Raw genomic sequence first — 15,245 nt, forward strand, 5'->3', positions numbered from 1 at the left:
TCCTCGTCCCGTGCGGCTGCAAATAGTACTCATGCATGAACTCACGGATCTCTTCACGCGTAAAACCCTTGTTATCAACGGCCATCGCCGGCTCCTTCAATCAACAGGTAATGAATGACTCACAACCAGCTTGACGATGAGGGAGCGTTCAACTGAAACGGCCCAAAGGTGAGCGAGCGTCGCGGGGAGGGCCAAAGGGCGAGATTTCACGCCTCGATGCGTTGCCTAACCCCGTACAGCCTCGTCCACGGCCGCGAGCAAAGAGTTGAACCGAGGGTTGGCATCAAGGTCATCGATCAGCACCGCGCGTCCGCGTTCGTCGGCGAGTGGCACTTGCCAGTTGGGGTAGACCTCCGACGTCGTTCCCGGCTGGTTCTGCACCCTCCGCTCCCCTACGGCATCCACTAACGCAACGCCCAACAGGACCGACGGTGCAAGGGCCAGCAGACGATGCAGCGCCTCAATGACCTGCTCCTCACCAAGCGCTTTTCCGTCGGCAGGCAGCAGGCCCCGTTCCCGCAGCAACCCCATCATCTTGTCCAGGCTGGCCTCGTGCTCGGCCCGTTCCTCGGCCACGCTTCGTTCAAGCAAGCCCAGTTGGTTCCTGAGATCCACGTGATCGCCTGCGAGGTACCCGGCCGTCGGTGGGAGGTCGTGGGTGTTGACACTGGCGAGTGCCTGCGTTCGGTAGCGTTCGGGCGGCAGGGGCGAGTCGCCGTCGTACTCGAACCAAAGGATCGACGTGCCCAGGATGCCTCGGGCCGCAAGATAGTCCCGCACCCACGGCTCGAAAACGCCAAGGTCTTCGCCGATGACCACCGCTCCCGCGCGGTGCGCTTCCAAAGCAAGGATGCCGATCAGGGCCTCGTGGTCGTAGCGGACGTAGGCGCCGTCGCGGGCGGAGTTGCCGGCAGGTACCCACCACAAGCGGAATAGCCCCAGGATGTGGTCGACGCGGATTCCGCCGGCGTGGCGGAGGACGGTGGAGAGCATCGCGCGCAACGGCGCGTAGCCCGCCTCCGCCAAACGGACCGGGTGCCACGGCGGCTGGTTCCAGTTCTGTCCGAGCTGGTTGTACATGTCCGGTGGTGCGCCCACGCTGACACCCGGCGCGAAGCTGCTGCGCAGGGTCCAGGCGTCGGCGCTGCTCAGGTCCGCCCCGACGGCGAGATCGTGCACCACTCCCAGCCGCATGCCGGATCGCTTCGCCGCGGCCTGGGCTGACTCGAGCTGTTCATCGCAGATCCACTGAAGCCAGCGGTGGAAACCGATCCGATCGGCCAGGGACTGGCGCATCGACTCAAGCTTCGGAGAACCGAGCGTGGCCGCGGGATCCTGCCAGAAGGGGTCGTCCGGCGATCGGTCCTCGCGGATGGCGCACCAAAGGGCGAAATCGTCCAGGCCCGGGCCGGACTCGCGGCAAAATTCCTCGAAGGCGCGCTGCCGGGCCGGAGAAAGCTTGACCGTGTGAAGGAGTTCCAGGGCTGCGAGCTTGGCGGCGAAGATCTGGTCCCGGTCCAGCCGTTCCGCGTCCTTGTTGAGCGCGTGGACGTCATCCAACAGCCGGTCCACGGTGGCCCGCTTCCGCGGCTTCACATATGCCAGTTCGGGAATGGATTCGATTCGAATGTAAAGGGGGTTGAAGAATCGCCTTGTGGACGGAGAATACGGCGACGCTTGAACCGGAGGCACCGGATCTGCGGCATGCAGGGGGTTCACGAGGACGTAGTCGGCCCCGCGCGTGCCAGCCAACGACGCCAAATCGGCCAAGTCCGCGAAATCCCCGATGCCCCATGAGCGCTTCGAGCGTACCGAGTACAACTGCGTGGCGAGTCCCCAGCCGCGCCGTTCCTCGAGCTGTGCTGCCGTCTGCAACTTGGCTGGAACCACGGCCAGCACCGCGGTGGCCGTCACGCCGTCGGACTCGGCCGTGAGCGAATGCCAGCCGAGCGGCAACCCGGCCGGCACCTCAAAAGTGGCGCGGCCTGTGGGCACTCCATCCACGTCGCGCGGCGAAGCCCAGTCTTCCTGTTGGGTGGCCGCGAGTTCCGTTCCGTCCTCGAGCGAGATCGTCAGGCGCGCAGGCGAACCGTCGCGGACGTGGATGTGTACAGCCGCCGTCGTTCCCTCCTGGACGACGACGGCGGGCGGCAGCATCCGCCGCCACGGCGCCAGTTCCGCGTCCGCAAGGGCCGCTTCGATCTGCTCGTTGGAATGTGCGGCGACTCCCAGCGCGCCCAGCACTTGGATCAACGTGGTGGGCGAAACGTCGTGTTGCAGCCCATCCCAGCCGTAGAACGCCGTCCCGACGCCGTGAGCATCCGCGAGCCGGTGAAGCAAGTCCTCGTCAATGGCGGGGTTCGTAGCGGGTGGCATCGCCGTGGTGTCGGTGGCCTGCTGGATGGGAGTGTTGGTCATGTCCGCCTCGTCTGCGATGTGATTCGTCCGAAGGTGCATACCGCCCCGCGTGCAACTCAAGCGAGGCAACTGGTTCCGATTATTGCAGGGCGGTGGTGGCCGTCCCAGTTATTCCGACAGCATGACGCCCCATTCCGGAACCCTCGCTCACATATGGGCCCCCAACCCCAAACCCTCGCTCACCTATAGGCCCCTAAACCCAAACGCTCGCTCACATGCGCCTGGGCGCGGCGTGGTACATGATTGAGCCATGGACGCCGTAGACGCGCTCAACGAAACCGCCTTCTGGCTGGAACGGGAACTCGCGGACAGCTTCAAGGTCCAGGCGTTCCGCCGGGCCGCGGGCATCATTGCCGGCCTGAGCCAAGAGGAACTGGCCGCCCGGGTCAAGGATGGCCGCCTCAAGCGAACCAAGGGAATCGGCAGTAGGACTTTCGAGGTGATCAGCCAAGCCCTGAGCGGCACCGTTCCGGACTACCTTGAAAACCTCCGTCGTCGTGGCGCCGAACCCTTGGTCAAGGGTGGCCACAAGCTGCCCGCCGAACTCCGGGGCGATCTGCACAGCCACAGCAACTGGTCCGACGGCGGCTCGCCGATCGAGGTTATGGCCGACGCGGCTCGTATACTCGGACGGGAATATATTGCGTTGACCGATCACTCCCCCAACCTCACCATCGCCAACGGGCTCAGTCCCGAGCGTTTGATGGAACAACTCACCATTGTGGATGGGATCAACGGGCAAAACGGGCAGGATCCCGGCTTTCGGCTGTTGGCCGGCATCGAAGTGGACATCCTTGAAGACGGAGAGCTTGACCAGTCCGCGGAACTGCTGAGCCAACTGGACGTTGTGGTGGCCAGTGTCCACTCGAAGCTCCGGTCCGACAAAGGGCCCATGACCCGGCGCATGCTCACCGCCATCGAAAACCCGCACACGAACGTCCTCGGGCACTGCACCGGCCGCTTGGTCAAGGGATCGCGAGGAACCCGGCCTCCGTCGGAGTTCGACGCCGAAAAGGTGTTCGCGTCGTGCGCGGAACACTCGGTCGCCGTCGAGATCAATTCGCGGCCCGAGCGCCAGGACCCGCCGGACGAATTGATTCAAATTGCCCTCGACGCCGGCTGCCTCTTCAGCATCGACAGTGACGCCCATGCCCCCGGCCAGCTCGACTTCCTGCAGTATGGTGCGGAGCGGGCGGAAGCCAACGGCGTACCCGCCGATCGCATTATCACGACTTGGGCATTGGATCGCCTTCTGGAGTGGCTCCAGCCCGACTAGCGGCGCCGCGCCGCCCGGAATCGCAGGGCCGCAACCACCCAAACGACGGCGAACAGCCCAATCAGCACCAGGCCGGCGTCGCCGAGGTCAATTTCGCCCAGCCACGTGGTGACAGGATCGCTCAGTCCAAAGGCCGCATTGAGGAAGCCGCCCAGCGTGATGACCGAGATGAACAGGGCCGAGAAGGCCGAGATGCCGGTGATGATGGCGTTGAATCCAAGCTTGCGCTGGGGATCATGGATGGCGGATTTGTACATGCGCATCATGGCCACGCCGTTGATGGAATCGCAAAGGGTCATCGCCGCGGTGAAAGCGAGCGGCAGCGCCAGGAGGGCGAGCACGGGCACACCCGCGAGCGACGCCGCCGTCGTGAGCACCAGCAGCCCGATGGTGGTGGCGGTGTCGAAGCCGAGCCCGAACAAGAACCCGATCACATAGATGTTCCGCGGACGCTGGACCTTGGATAGCGGCTTGGCCAAGAGCCGCGCGATGAACCCTTTGGTTTCGAGGTCGTCGACGGCGACCGCGCCGCCGGCCTGGGCGGCGCGGTACAACTGCATCGTGCGGAGGAACGCCGACCCGTTGAAGATGCCCATGGCCAGAAGGAAGAGCCCGGACACGCCGCCGCCGATCAGCCCCAGCACGAGGTGCCCGGTGGTGCCGTCCTCCATGAGCTGGCCCACGAGGCTGGCGCCGCCGACCACCATCACCCCGGCCAGGATCACCACGGAGCTGTGGCCCAGGCTGAAGGCGAAGCCGACACTCACGGGGTCCTTGTGCTGTGCCACGAATTTTCTTGTCGAATTGTCGATCGCGGCGATGTGGTCCCAGTCGTAGCTGTGCTTGATACCGGCCACATACGCCGTCAGCACGAGGCCCAGCGCCAGAGGCTGGCCGCCACCGGCGCCACCCACCAACAGGAGTACGACGGCGGCAAGGTGCAGGAGGACGACGGAACCGAACATGAACGCAAGGCGCGATTTCATCGGGAGATGCTCACGCTGGCGGTACATCGAGGCGAGCTCCGCGAGTGAAGTCATCAGTACTTCCTGAGGTTCAGCGGCGCCCTGCCGTACCAGCGTTCGCGCAAAAGGCCAGTACAGGCACCGAGCAATCGATTCAGTTCCTCGGTGCTGTTCGAGAGGGATCGTAGGACCAGGCCCGTCGTGCCCGCAAGGGTTCGGGTCAACGACAAACCCGAGTACGCCTCATACCCCGCCGTCAGCCGGTGCAGTTCATCGGCGAGCGCCTGGTCAACCCGCGGATCCACCACAACGAGCGAACCCAGGTGGCTGTACCCCTCCATGAAGCCCATTCCGGTCACATCGCCCAGGGGCGGCCGGATCAGGAGGTTGTCGAGCGCAAGCAGCGCCGCGCCGTCGTCGCCCTCCACCTGGATCTCGTTCCGGAGCCGGAGTTCCTTGTACTTGAAAGAAGCGCCATCCGGGGACCAGCCCGGAGTGATGACTTCCGCCATGATGAGGCTCGACGTCGGGTGCACAGTGATGTGCGTGTCCTGCCGATAGCTGGCCTCCCGGTACGCGATGAGCTGGTCAGGTGCCAACTCCAGTTCCGCCCCCTCCCCCAGCCGGATAGTCATCCGCTGCTCGGCAAACGACCCCGGAGTCCGATAGATCTTCGTGGCCGACTGCGTCGTCAAAAGCAACGAAGCCCCCGCCTCCACCTCCACGTCCACAACATAGAGATCCGCCCCCAAATACGCCCCGCCAGGGTTGACCACGACATAACAAACCTGCCCGCTCTCATCCAAGTAATGCGGTCTCAAAACCCGCAAGGCACCCTGATGAAACTGCTGCACGGCCACGGAACGACCAGCACGTTTCCCTACGACGAGCGCAAGGCGACCCATCTCGGGCCGATCAGCGGACGCGGATGAAGGGGGCCGCGGCGTGGCGGGCACCGCGAAGCGGGCACGGCCCCCTTTATCCGCGGGCGCAGGCCCAGGTGAGATGAGAGCGTTCGCGAGTGAACTCATGACGCCAGGTCGAGCATCAGGACATCGTGCCGCATCCATGCGATGACCTTGTCGAGCCCTTCGTCGGTCTTGAGGTTCGTGAAGCAGAAGGGCTTGTCGCCGCGGAATTCCTTGGAGTCCCGCTCCATCACTGACAGGTCTGCCCCAACGAAGGGGGCGAGGTCGGTCTTGTTGATGATGAACAGGTCCGACTTGATCATGCCTTGGCCGGCCTTGCGGGGGATTTTCTCGCCCTGGGCGACGTCAATGATGTAGATCGAGAAGTCCACGAGCTCGGGGCTGAATGTGGCGGAGAGGTTGTCGCCGCCGGATTCGACGAAGATCACCTGCAGGTCCGGGTGGCGCTTCTTGAGTTCCTCGATGGCCGCCGTGTTCATGGAGGTGTCTTCGCGGATGGCGGTGTGCGGGCAGCCGCCGGTTTCGACGCCGATGATGCGGTCTTCGGGCAGGATGCCGTTGGCCGCGAGGATTTTGGCGTCTTCGATCGTGTAGATGTCGTTGGTGATGGCGGCCATGGAGATTTCCCGGCTCATGTGGCGGGTCAGCCGCTCCACGAGCTGGGTCTTGCCGGCGCCTACCGGTCCGCCGATGCCGATCTTGATGGGTTCAGACATGTGTCCTCCTATGGTTCTAGCTCATGAACATGCGCGCACGTTGCCATTCGTGCCGCATCTGCGAAATTTCCAGGCCGGGGCTGACGGCCCCGAAGTCGTCCCAGCCGAGGTGCTGGACATGTTCGACGGCGGCAGCGACGCCGTCGTGCGCTTTGCGCAGCAGGCGCTGCCCGGAGTTCTGGCCAAGCGGGATGGCGCGCACGGCGTTCTGCGTCAGGGAGGTGACCGCCGCGAAAAGGTACGCGGCCAGCGCTTCTTCGAACGGCACGCCCAGCGAGCGTGCGACGACGGCGAACGCCAGCGGCTGATGCCCGGCAGCCCGGCCCGTGGCCACCATAGCCCGGTAAGCTTCCAGCTCGGCCGACGGAAAGACTTCGGTCCCGATCTCGATCAGCCGCCCACCCATTTTGGTACTGGCCTCCCGCAACTGCCGAGGCAAGAGCTGAGCACTCAAATGAGCATCCAACTCCCCCAGACCCACCCCTTCATAAAGGAACCGAATGCCCAAACCATCGGAATAAGTCAACTGCTGCCCCACAAACGCAGCCAGCCAAACCCCAAAACTCCCCTCATCAGCCACGACCCCCCGCTCGATGTACGTCTCAAACCCCAGCGAGTGAGCAAACGCCCCGGTAGGAAGAGCGGAGTCGCACAACTGCTGGAGGGCTAGCTGATAGGAGCTCACTGCTGCCCCCCCGAAGGTGACGTGCACGGCGTAGGTGGGTGATAGGGGCCGCGGCGTGGCGGGCACCGCGGGGGCCCACTGCCGCGAGGGCCCCGACCCGAGCTTGCGAGGGTTGGGAGCGGCTGGGGACGGGCACGGCCCCTATCACCCACCGGAGGCTTGCCGACCGGGTTAACAGCAGCCGAAGCAGGCTCAGTGCGTGTGTTCAGCATGGCGAAAAGGCACCAGCATTACGCGTTCCTGGCGGTCGTAAGGCACACCGACGTGTTTGAGGTAGTCCTCGACCGTGTGGTCGTACTGGCACACCATGACTTCGGCCCCGTATTCGGAGTCGCCGTCGAAGAACTGGGCCTGCAGGTGCCGGTTGCCGAGGGAGTGCGCCACTACGCCCATTTCGTAGATGCTGCGGGCGGCGATGACCAGGACGTCGCTCGGCAGCACGGACACCACGATCAGGTTCGCGTCCTCGACTGCGAGGATGTCGCCGTCGCGCAGGTCTCCGGATCCGGCCGGGAGGCGGATGCCGAGCTCCTTCCCGTGGTCTGTGGTGACGCGTTGGATGCGCTTGACGAGTTGGGCGCTGGGCAGCACGACCTTCTCCTTGTGGAGTTTGGCGAGCGCCGCGGCCTCGGCCTGCGGCAGTTCGTGCAGGTTGCCGAGGATCTTTTCGATGATCATGTGGTTTTCCTCCGGCGATCTAGAAAAGGAAGTAGCGCTGGGCCATGGGCAGCACGTCGGAAGGTTCGCAGGTGACGTCTTCGCCGTCGACCGTCACTTTGTAGGTTTCGGGGTCGACGGCGATATCGGGCGTTTCGCCGTTGAACTTGAGGTCCGCTTTGCTCAGGTTCCGGATACCGGAAACCGGCCGGATAACGCGCTCCAATCCCAGTTCCTCGGGGACGCCGGCGTCGATGGCCGCCTTGGACAGGAAGGTGATGGAAGACTGCTTCAACGCCTTGCCGTAGGTGGCGAACATGGGGCGCATGGTGCGTGGTTGCGGGGTGGGGATGGAGCCGTTGGAATCGCCCATGAGCGCGTAGGCTATCTGCCCGCCCTTGATGACCAGGTCCGGCTTCACGCCGAATAAGGCCGGATTCCACAGGACGAGGTCGGCGAACTTGCCCACTTCCACCGAGCCAATGGAGTCGGCCATGCCCTGCGCGATCGCGGGGTTGATGGTGTATTTGGAGATGTAGCGCTTGATCCTGAAGTTGTCGCTTTCCTCGCCCAAGCCGTTCGCAGCGCCGTGGCTGGCGCCGGACGCGTCCTTGAGGACGCCCCGCTGCCGTTTCATGGCGTCGGCCACTTGCCAAGTGCGGATGACAACTTCGCCCACGCGGCCCATGGCCTGGGAATCCGAGGAGGTCATCGAGAAGATGCCCAAGTCCTGGAGCACGTCTTCGGCGGCGATGGTTTCGGCCCGGATGCGGGAATCGGCGAACGCCACGTCTTCCGGGATGTCCGGGTTGAGGTGGTGGCACACCATGAGCATGTCCAGGTGCTCTTCGATGGTGTTGCGCGTGTACGGGAGCGTGGGGTTGGTGGATGCCGGGAGCACGTTGGGCAATCCGGCGATCTTGATGATGTCCGGAGCGTGCCCGCCGCCGGCGCCTTCGGTGTGGAAAGTGTGGATGACGCGGCCGTCGATAGCCTTGATGGTGTCCTCGACGAATCCGCACTCGTTGAGGGTGTCGGTGTGGATGGCTACCTGCACGTCGTATTCGTCAGCCACGCGCAGGGACATATCGATCGACGACGTCGTGGCGCCCCAGTCCTCGTGGACTTTGAGTCCTACTGCGCCTGCGCGGATCTGTTCGGCCAGCGGCTCGACGGCGGAGGCGTGGCCCTTGCCGAGGAGGCCGATATTGATCGGCAGGCCTTCCGCGGCTTGCAGCATCCGCGAAATGTGCCATTTGCCGGGCGTGATGGTGGTGGCCTTGGTACCTTCGGCCGGTCCCGTGCCACCGCCGACCATGGTGGTGATTCCGCTGCACAGGGCCGTGGGGACCTGGTCCGGTGAAATGTAGTGGATGTGGGTGTCCACGCCGCCTGCGGTGAGGATCTTGCCTTCCCCGGCGATCATCTCAGTGCTGGCGCCGATCACGATGTCCACGCCGTCGGCGATCTGGGGGTTGCCGGCCTTGCCGATCTTGAAGATGTGCCCGTCTTTGAGCGCCACATCGGCCTTGTAGATTCCGGTGTAGTCAAGGACCACCACGTTCGAAATGACGGTGTCCGGGACGTCCTCGTCGCGGGTCACTTGGCCGTTCTGCCCCATGCCGTCGCGGACTACCTTGCCGCCGCCGAACATGACCTCTTCGCCGTAGACCGTGTAATCCTTCTCGATCTCAAGGAAGAGTTCGGTGTCCGCCAGGCGGATGGAGTCGCCCGTCGTCGGGCCGTATAGGTCTGCGTACTGCTTGCGCGAAATTTCAAAGCTCACTGGGCTGTCCCTTCTTTGCTGGCTCCGGGCCCTTCGGTGGCAGCGGCAGCGCCGCCGTCGTTCTTTCCGGCGTCCGCGTCAAGGGGACCGTTGACGGCGTTCCGCAGGCCGTAGACCTCGCGGCTTCCTGCGAGCGCAACGAGTTTGACGGTCTTGGAATCACCGGGCTCGAAGCGCGCCGCCGTTCCGGCGGGGATGTCCAGGCGGCGGCCGTAAGCGGCGTCGCGGTCAAAATCGAGCGCGGGGTTCGATTCGGCAAAGTGGTAGTGCGAGCCCACCTGGACGGGGCGGTCGCCACGGTTGACGACGTCGACGGCGATTGCCTCGCGTCCGCTGTTACAGGCAATGGGCTCTGCTTGGAGCCGGTACTCACCGGGAATCATATTGGCCTCCTAGCGGATCGGGTCGTGGACGGTGACGAGCTTGGTGCCGTCAGGGAAAGTGGCCTCGATCTGGACGTCATGGATCATCTCGGGCACGCCCTCCATGACGTCCTCGCGGCGGAGCAGGGTAGTTCCGTAGCTCATGAGTTCGGCGACGGTTTTCCCGTCGCGGGCTCCCTCAATCAGTTCGTAGCTGATGATGGCCACGGCTTCGGGGAAGTTGAGCTTCAAGCCACGGGATTGCCGACGGCGGGCGAGGTCGGCCGCGACCACGATCATGAGCTTTTCCTGCTCACGGGGCAAAAGATGCATCGGTTCTCCTTAAAAGTTGTGTGCTGCAGAGGCGGACATCAGATCACTCGAGGCTCAGATAAGCCGAGGACGTCGGGGCAGCTACTACGGTTATAACGCCAAACATCAGACATATCCAGTTCGTCCCTTCGCCGCCCCTCCCGAACAAATTGTGACCAGCCTAAAGCCTTGACGTTTCCGCCAGATTTCCGTGTTCCTGCGGCATCAGGCCTTCTTGGCGCGGTGCTTCCTGACTTGCCACACAAGCAGAATCGCCACCACAATTACCGCCACCACAGCCGCGGCACCCCGGCCCACGACGCGGGCCACTTCTTCGTACGAATTTCCGGCCACAAAGCCGAGAGTCACGAACAACGACCCCCAGATAATGCCGCCGCTGAAATTCCAGAACGCGAAACGCCGGTAAGGCATACGGCTGAGTCCGGCGAGCGCGGGCATGACGGCACGAAAGAAAGCAGTAAACCTGCCCAGGAGCACCGCGATGCCGCCTTTGTCTTTGAGGAAGTCTTCGGCCTTCTGCAATTGGGCGCGTCTTTTGTCCAGGATTTTCAGGGCCATCACCCGCGGGCCGAAGTGCTTGCCTATCTCGTAGCCCACGGTGTCTCCCGTGATCGCGGCAATGACCACAATGACGATCATGGCCCACAATTCGAAGAGCCCACGGCTTGCAATCACTCCGCCGACCACTGCCGCCGTTTCACCGGGGATAACAAAGCCCACAAAGATTGCATCCTCAGCGAACACGAGGGCGAAAACGATGCACGCGATCACAAGTGGGCTGGTGTTCAAGAGTCCGTCCAAAAGCGCGTGCATGAGGAACAGTCTGGCAGGAGAAGCCGTACTTGGGCAGGAAGAGTCAGATCCGGCTGGCGTTGCCCGTCCGTGTGGGCCCGTCCAGAATGGTGAGTGTGAACGACAGCTTCGCTGATGTGGCCTCCCGCATGTGGCAAACAATCTGCGCCGATAACGACAGTGCGGATTTGCAGGCCGCCCAGCTAACGACGAGCGGGCCACGGGCGGTCCTACCGGCCGCTTTCGACGTGACAGGACTTGCGACGGGAGCGGTTGCCGTCGCAACGGTGGCCGCAGCGCAGTTCCTCGCAGCTCGCAGCCAGTCAAAGCAGCCAGTAGTGACGGTAGACAGTCGGGAGTCGTGCGCCGCGTTCGCGTCCGAGAGGCTGTTCACCCCGATCGGCTGGACCCGGCCACCGATGTGGGACCCCATCGCCGGCAACTATCGTGCCGCAGATGCATGGATCAGGCTGCACACCAACTATGCCAGCCACCGCGCCGCCGTCGAGCGGGTACTGGGCGCCCATGACCAAGAAGCAGTTCAGGCCGCAGTGGCAGGGTTGCGTGCCGAAGAATTGGAGACGGCGATTGTGGAAGCAGGCGGATGCGCCGCCGTCATGCACAACCGAGGCCAATGGCTCGCGTCGGCTCCGGGGATGGCGACCGCGGACGCGGCGCCGCTGACCGTCGTCGAACGCTACTCATCCGGAGCCGGCACTCCGGACTCCGTCGGGCAACTGCCCTTCGACGGAGTGCGCGTGCTCGACCTGACGCGGGTGATCGCCGGACCGGTGTGCACCAAATTCCTCGCTGGCTACGGTGCCGATGTGCTGCGGATCGACCCGCCGGGCTTTGACGAGGTGCCGTCGCTGCTGCCTGAGACGACTCTCGGCAAACGTACTGCCGCCCTGGATCTCACTGCCTCAAGCGACCGCGCGACGTTCGAGGAACTGCTCGCGGGTGCCGATGTGCTCGTGTCGGGACTGCGGGCCGACGCCCTGAAACGCTTGGGCTACGACGACGAAGCCCTCACCCCCATGAACCCCGGACTGATCGTCGCCAGCTTGGACGCGTACGGCTGGGATGGCCCGTGGCGCAATCGCCGCGGGTTCGACAGCCTGGTCCAGATGAGCTGCGGGATCGCCGACGACGGAGCCACCGCCACGGGACAAGCGGAGCCGGCCCCGCTTCCCGTCCAAGCCCTCGACCATGCGACCGGCTGGTTATTGGCCGCGGCCGTCGCACGCGCTCTGACCCGACGGCTCACCCATTCGATGGCCGCCCGCATCCAGGGCTCACTCATCGGCACGGCCAACCTGCTCTACTCGTTGCCCCTGCCGGACGACCACCTGGCTGTACCTACACCCGAAGACTTCGCACTCGTGGCAACCACCACCGACTGGGGGCCAGCGCAACGCGTGCCGCTTCCAGGGCGAATCGACGGCGTCCCCGCGCACTGGTCGCAGCAAGCCGGCCCGCTCGGCCGTCACCCCGCCACGTGGGCCACGCGGTAACAGGCCACGTACAAGTAAACCCCCGGAACCGTGCGGTTCCGGGGGTTTTAGGGTGGGCCCTGTGGGGATCGAACCCACGACCCACGGATTAAAAGTCCGATGCTCTACCAACTGAGCTAAAGGCCCCTGCCGACTGTAGAAACAGCCATAAATACTGTACCTCAAGCTCAAGGCCGTTTTGACACGGGCAGCACCCGCGCCGTCGAACGCAACAAGCCCAGTCAAGAGTGCACGAGCGAAAACACAGGAGTAGCGTTGGGGCATGAGCGAACAATCGGGACCTCCTGTATACGGCGGAGCAAATAGGCACCACAAGCCGAAACCCTTCGCGCCGATTGACTTCGAGCCGTTTGCCGGCGGAGCGGACCCCGCGCGCGTGTCCGAAGCCGCGCACCTTGCCGCCCAGGCGCTCGTGCGGCGAGGTCGGGATAGCGATGATCCCAAGATCACGAGGCGCCTCGTGAAACTCGCTGACGAGCAAGGCCTGGAGGCCATCGCTGAAATGTGGGCCGAGAGCCCCGCCCGGTCTTTGCCCGGCGCATTGTGGCGGCTCTATGCCTTGCGCGCGGCCACCATGCAGAACTCCGAGCGCATTTCCGTGTACTTCAAGGCCGGGAGGGACACCGCCCAGGTTTCCCATGTTGTGGCGGGGGCAGCCGAGCCGCCGGGAGCGGACGAAATGAAGCAGATGGCAGATGCCATCCTTTCGGGAGCGTTCGACGGCGATTTCGACGTCGCGCTGGAACGCTCAGCCGCGTTTTGCCGCGTCGTCGCGCTCGGCCAAGCAACCCTGGCGGACAGCGCAGAGCATTCCAACGAAGGCCACGCGAGCAAGCTGACACGGAACTCGCACCAACTCGTGAAGACCGCGGAAGATCTCGAGCACGCGGCCAATGCATGGCGCCTCGGAGAGCTGGACTGACATGAAACATAAGGGCGACGGGCCGTCACAACCACCCCCGGCGCCAGCTGTCAAGATTGACTTAGCTCGGCCGACGTAGAAAACTGAAACTGGTGTCGAACCGCGAAACCCCCGGGCTTCAACTTATAGCCGCTTCGAGCGGCCTACCGCCGAGAGGCGTATCCGGTTCGGCACCATTTTTATGCCCTTCGGCGAAGACGCCGCCCCGCCCGCATCCCTCCCGCCTACCGGAAGCCAAATGAAGCTGCGTCTCTTCCCCCAAGAACCCGCCGGGTTGCAATTGTTGTCGCAAATGGCCCGCCAGATTCTTGAGGCAACCGGGACGCTTTCTGAGATCTTCGGAGCCCCTGTCGCGGAGCACGAACGGCTTGTGGAGGAGTTGCACGAGCACGAGGCGAAATCCACGGATCTGCATTTCGCCTTGCTGACCCACATGCGCACGAGTTTCGTGAACCCGCTCCCCCGCGAGGACATGTACGCCCTCTCGCGTTTCCTCAACGAGGCGATGGAGAAGCTGGATGCCGCGGGTGAGCTCGTAGCCCTCTACAAACTGGACCGCGTGCCCAAGCGCGCGGCGGATCAGTTGGAGATCATCAGCCGCCAGGCGGAACTCACAGTCGATGCCATGCGCCAGTTGGACGATCTGGACGAACTCGAGGACTACTGGATCGAGGTCCTGCGGCTGGCCAAGCGTGCCGAGCGCAGCCACCGGACATGGGTGGCAGAGATGCTCCGCGACATGAAGTCCACCCAGTTTTCGCGGAACCGCGACGTAGCCAACCAACTAGTGGACGTCACCAAGGACATGCGGCGCGTCGCCACCCAGGTAGGCAGCATCATCGTCAAGGAAGCATGAGGTGGCGGTCGCGTTCTTCGCCCTTGTGGTGGCGCTGGCGGCTGGCTTCGCATTCCTGAATGGCTTCCGCGACGTCTCCACCGCCGTCGCACTCTCCGTGCGGACCCGGGCCCTCACTCCGTCAGTTGCCGTTGTGTTGGCGGCTGTCTTCAACTTCGCGGGGGTACTGCTCAGCGGCGGTTTCGCGCTGATTTTCAGCCAGTCGTGGGTGGTTCTCCCCTCGGGAGTGAGCGGACTGACTGTGCTCGCCGCGGGGCTGTGCAGCGCCATCCTTTGGGGAATCTACGCTTGGTGGCGCGGTGTGCCGCTCTCGTCGACCCATGCCTTGGTGGGAGGCCTGGTGGGGGCCGGAGCTGCAAGCGCAGTCATGGGAGGCGGCTACATCAACGGGGTAGGCAGCGTTCTGCTGGCGCAAGTGGTCTTGCCGTTGCTGCTATCCCCTGTGATCGCGTTCCTTGGCGCCTACCTTCTCGTGTGGCCTGTCACATGGGCGGCGAGATACACCCAGCCCGATGTTATGCACGGCCGTTTCCGCCATGCACAATCCGTCTCGGCCGCTGCCGTCGCGTTCGGACATGGCCTGCAGGACGGGCAGAGAACAGTAGCGGTGATCCTGTTGGGCGCTGTCGCGGCCGGGGTGTCCGACTCCAATGACCTTCCGATCTGGGTCATCCTCCTGACGGCTGTCATGCTCACGGCGGGAACGCTTTGCGGTGGCTGGCGCATCTCGTACACCCTGGGCTACAAGCTGACACGGGTAGACCCGATGCGGGGATTCATCGCCCAGAGCCTGACGTCGCTGATGCTGTTCGTCGGCGCCATCGGCTTCCATTTGCCGCTTTCCACCACGCACACTGTGACGTCGGCGGTGCTCGGCGCGGGAACCAACCAGAACTTTTCCGTCACCAACCGCCGGATGGTGCTGCGGATCCTGGGGTTCTGGGTCGCGACGCCGATCGTTACCGCCGCTGTGGCGTTCGTCCTTGGGCTGGCGCTCTCGCCGCTGTCGCACTGAGTTGAGCGGGTCCCGCTGA

The 15,245-nt window shown here is 64.1% G+C and carries 15 protein-coding genes and 1 tRNA gene; 5 read left to right on the plus strand and 11 right to left on the minus strand.

Annotated elements, in window-relative coordinates:
• Positions 1-225: 225 nt before the first annotated feature.
• On the minus strand, positions 226-2,418 hold the full coding sequence (gene malQ / locus AC1DJW_RS22315) for a 4-alpha-glucanotransferase (RefSeq protein WP_476902535.1): 2,193 nt from the start codon (positions 2,416-2,418) through the stop codon (positions 226-228).
• A 250-nt stretch (positions 2,419-2,668) separates the two neighbouring features.
• Here malQ and AC1DJW_RS22320 point away from each other — a divergent pair, with 250 nt between their 5' ends.
• Positions 2,669-3,694 carry a PHP domain-containing protein gene (locus AC1DJW_RS22320; protein WP_476902536.1) on the plus strand — a complete coding sequence of 342 codons (1,026 nt, stop codon included), beginning with the start codon at positions 2,669-2,671 and terminating at the stop codon, positions 3,692-3,694.
• On the opposite strand, the gene AC1DJW_RS22325 is transcribed toward AC1DJW_RS22320, so the two are convergent.
• The 9 genes from AC1DJW_RS22325 to AC1DJW_RS22365 form a co-directional block, all read right to left on the minus strand.
• Positions 3,691-4,734, minus strand: a complete 1,044-nt coding sequence (locus AC1DJW_RS22325) for a HoxN/HupN/NixA family nickel/cobalt transporter (protein ID WP_476902537.1) — start codon at positions 4,732-4,734, stop codon at positions 3,691-3,693. The genes AC1DJW_RS22320 and AC1DJW_RS22325 overlap by 4 nt on opposite strands.
• Positions 4,734-5,564: an urease accessory protein UreD gene (locus AC1DJW_RS22330; protein WP_476902556.1), complete on the minus strand. Its 831-nt coding sequence runs from the start codon at positions 5,562-5,564 to the stop codon at positions 4,734-4,736. Before AC1DJW_RS22330 ends, AC1DJW_RS22325 begins: the two co-directional genes overlap by 1 nt.
• Positions 5,565-5,686: 122 nt before the next feature.
• Positions 5,687-6,304, minus strand: coding sequence for an urease accessory protein UreG (ureG, locus tag AC1DJW_RS22335; RefSeq protein WP_476902538.1), 618 nt, complete (start codon positions 6,302-6,304; stop codon positions 5,687-5,689).
• Between the two features lie 16 nt (positions 6,305-6,320).
• Positions 6,321-6,989 (minus strand): urease accessory protein UreF, encoded by a 669-nt coding sequence (locus tag AC1DJW_RS22340; RefSeq protein ID WP_476902539.1) that lies wholly within the window; start codon positions 6,987-6,989, stop codon positions 6,321-6,323.
• Between the two features lie 192 nt (positions 6,990-7,181).
• Positions 7,182-7,667 carry an urease accessory protein UreE gene (gene ureE / locus AC1DJW_RS22345; protein WP_390282936.1) on the minus strand — a complete coding sequence of 162 codons (486 nt, stop codon included), beginning with the start codon at positions 7,665-7,667 and terminating at the stop codon, positions 7,182-7,184.
• A gap of 19 nt (positions 7,668-7,686) precedes the next feature.
• Positions 7,687-9,432 carry an urease subunit alpha gene (gene ureC, locus AC1DJW_RS22350; RefSeq protein ID WP_476902540.1) on the minus strand — a complete coding sequence of 582 codons (1,746 nt, stop codon included), beginning with the start codon at positions 9,430-9,432 and terminating at the stop codon, positions 7,687-7,689.
• Positions 9,429-9,815 (minus strand): urease subunit beta, encoded by a 387-nt coding sequence (locus AC1DJW_RS22355; protein ID WP_390282934.1) that lies wholly within the window; start codon positions 9,813-9,815, stop codon positions 9,429-9,431. Before AC1DJW_RS22355 ends, ureC begins: the two co-directional genes overlap by 4 nt.
• A 9-nt stretch (positions 9,816-9,824) precedes the next feature.
• Complete coding sequence (locus AC1DJW_RS22360) at positions 9,825-10,127, minus strand: urease subunit gamma (RefSeq protein ID WP_078106942.1); 303 nt, start codon at positions 10,125-10,127, stop codon at positions 9,825-9,827.
• A gap of 204 nt (positions 10,128-10,331) precedes the next feature.
• On the minus strand, positions 10,332-10,940 hold the full coding sequence (locus AC1DJW_RS22365; protein WP_284754339.1) for a DedA family protein: 609 nt from the start codon (positions 10,938-10,940) through the stop codon (positions 10,332-10,334).
• A gap of 95 nt (positions 10,941-11,035) precedes the next feature.
• Here AC1DJW_RS22365 and AC1DJW_RS22370 point away from each other — a divergent pair, with 95 nt between their 5' ends.
• Positions 11,036-12,433 carry a CoA transferase gene (locus AC1DJW_RS22370; RefSeq protein WP_476902541.1) on the plus strand — a complete coding sequence of 466 codons (1,398 nt, stop codon included), beginning with the start codon at positions 11,036-11,038 and terminating at the stop codon, positions 12,431-12,433.
• A gap of 53 nt (positions 12,434-12,486) precedes the next feature.
• Here AC1DJW_RS22370 and AC1DJW_RS22375 read toward each other — a convergent pair.
• Positions 12,487-12,559 (minus strand) — tRNA-Lys (locus AC1DJW_RS22375).
• Positions 12,560-12,695: 136 nt separating this feature from the next.
• On the opposite strand from AC1DJW_RS22375, the gene AC1DJW_RS22380 reads away from it, so the two are divergent.
• The 3 genes from AC1DJW_RS22380 to AC1DJW_RS22390 all read left to right on the plus strand — a co-directional run bounded on the left by AC1DJW_RS22380 (position 12,696) and on the right by AC1DJW_RS22390 (position 15,226).
• On the plus strand, positions 12,696-13,355 hold the full coding sequence (locus AC1DJW_RS22380) for a hypothetical protein (protein WP_265980649.1): 660 nt from the start codon (positions 12,696-12,698) through the stop codon (positions 13,353-13,355).
• Between the two features lie 238 nt (positions 13,356-13,593).
• Positions 13,594-14,211 (plus strand): DUF47 domain-containing protein, encoded by a 618-nt coding sequence (locus AC1DJW_RS22385; protein ID WP_269994243.1) that lies wholly within the window; start codon positions 13,594-13,596, stop codon positions 14,209-14,211.
• A 1-nt stretch (position 14,212) separates the two neighbouring features.
• On the plus strand, positions 14,213-15,226 hold the full coding sequence (locus tag AC1DJW_RS22390) for an inorganic phosphate transporter (protein ID WP_390282931.1): 1,014 nt from the start codon (positions 14,213-14,215) through the stop codon (positions 15,224-15,226).
• Positions 15,227-15,245 lie beyond the last annotated feature (19 nt).

The sequence above is a fragment of the Arthrobacter sp. 05L417 genome (genome assembly GCF_056397865.1).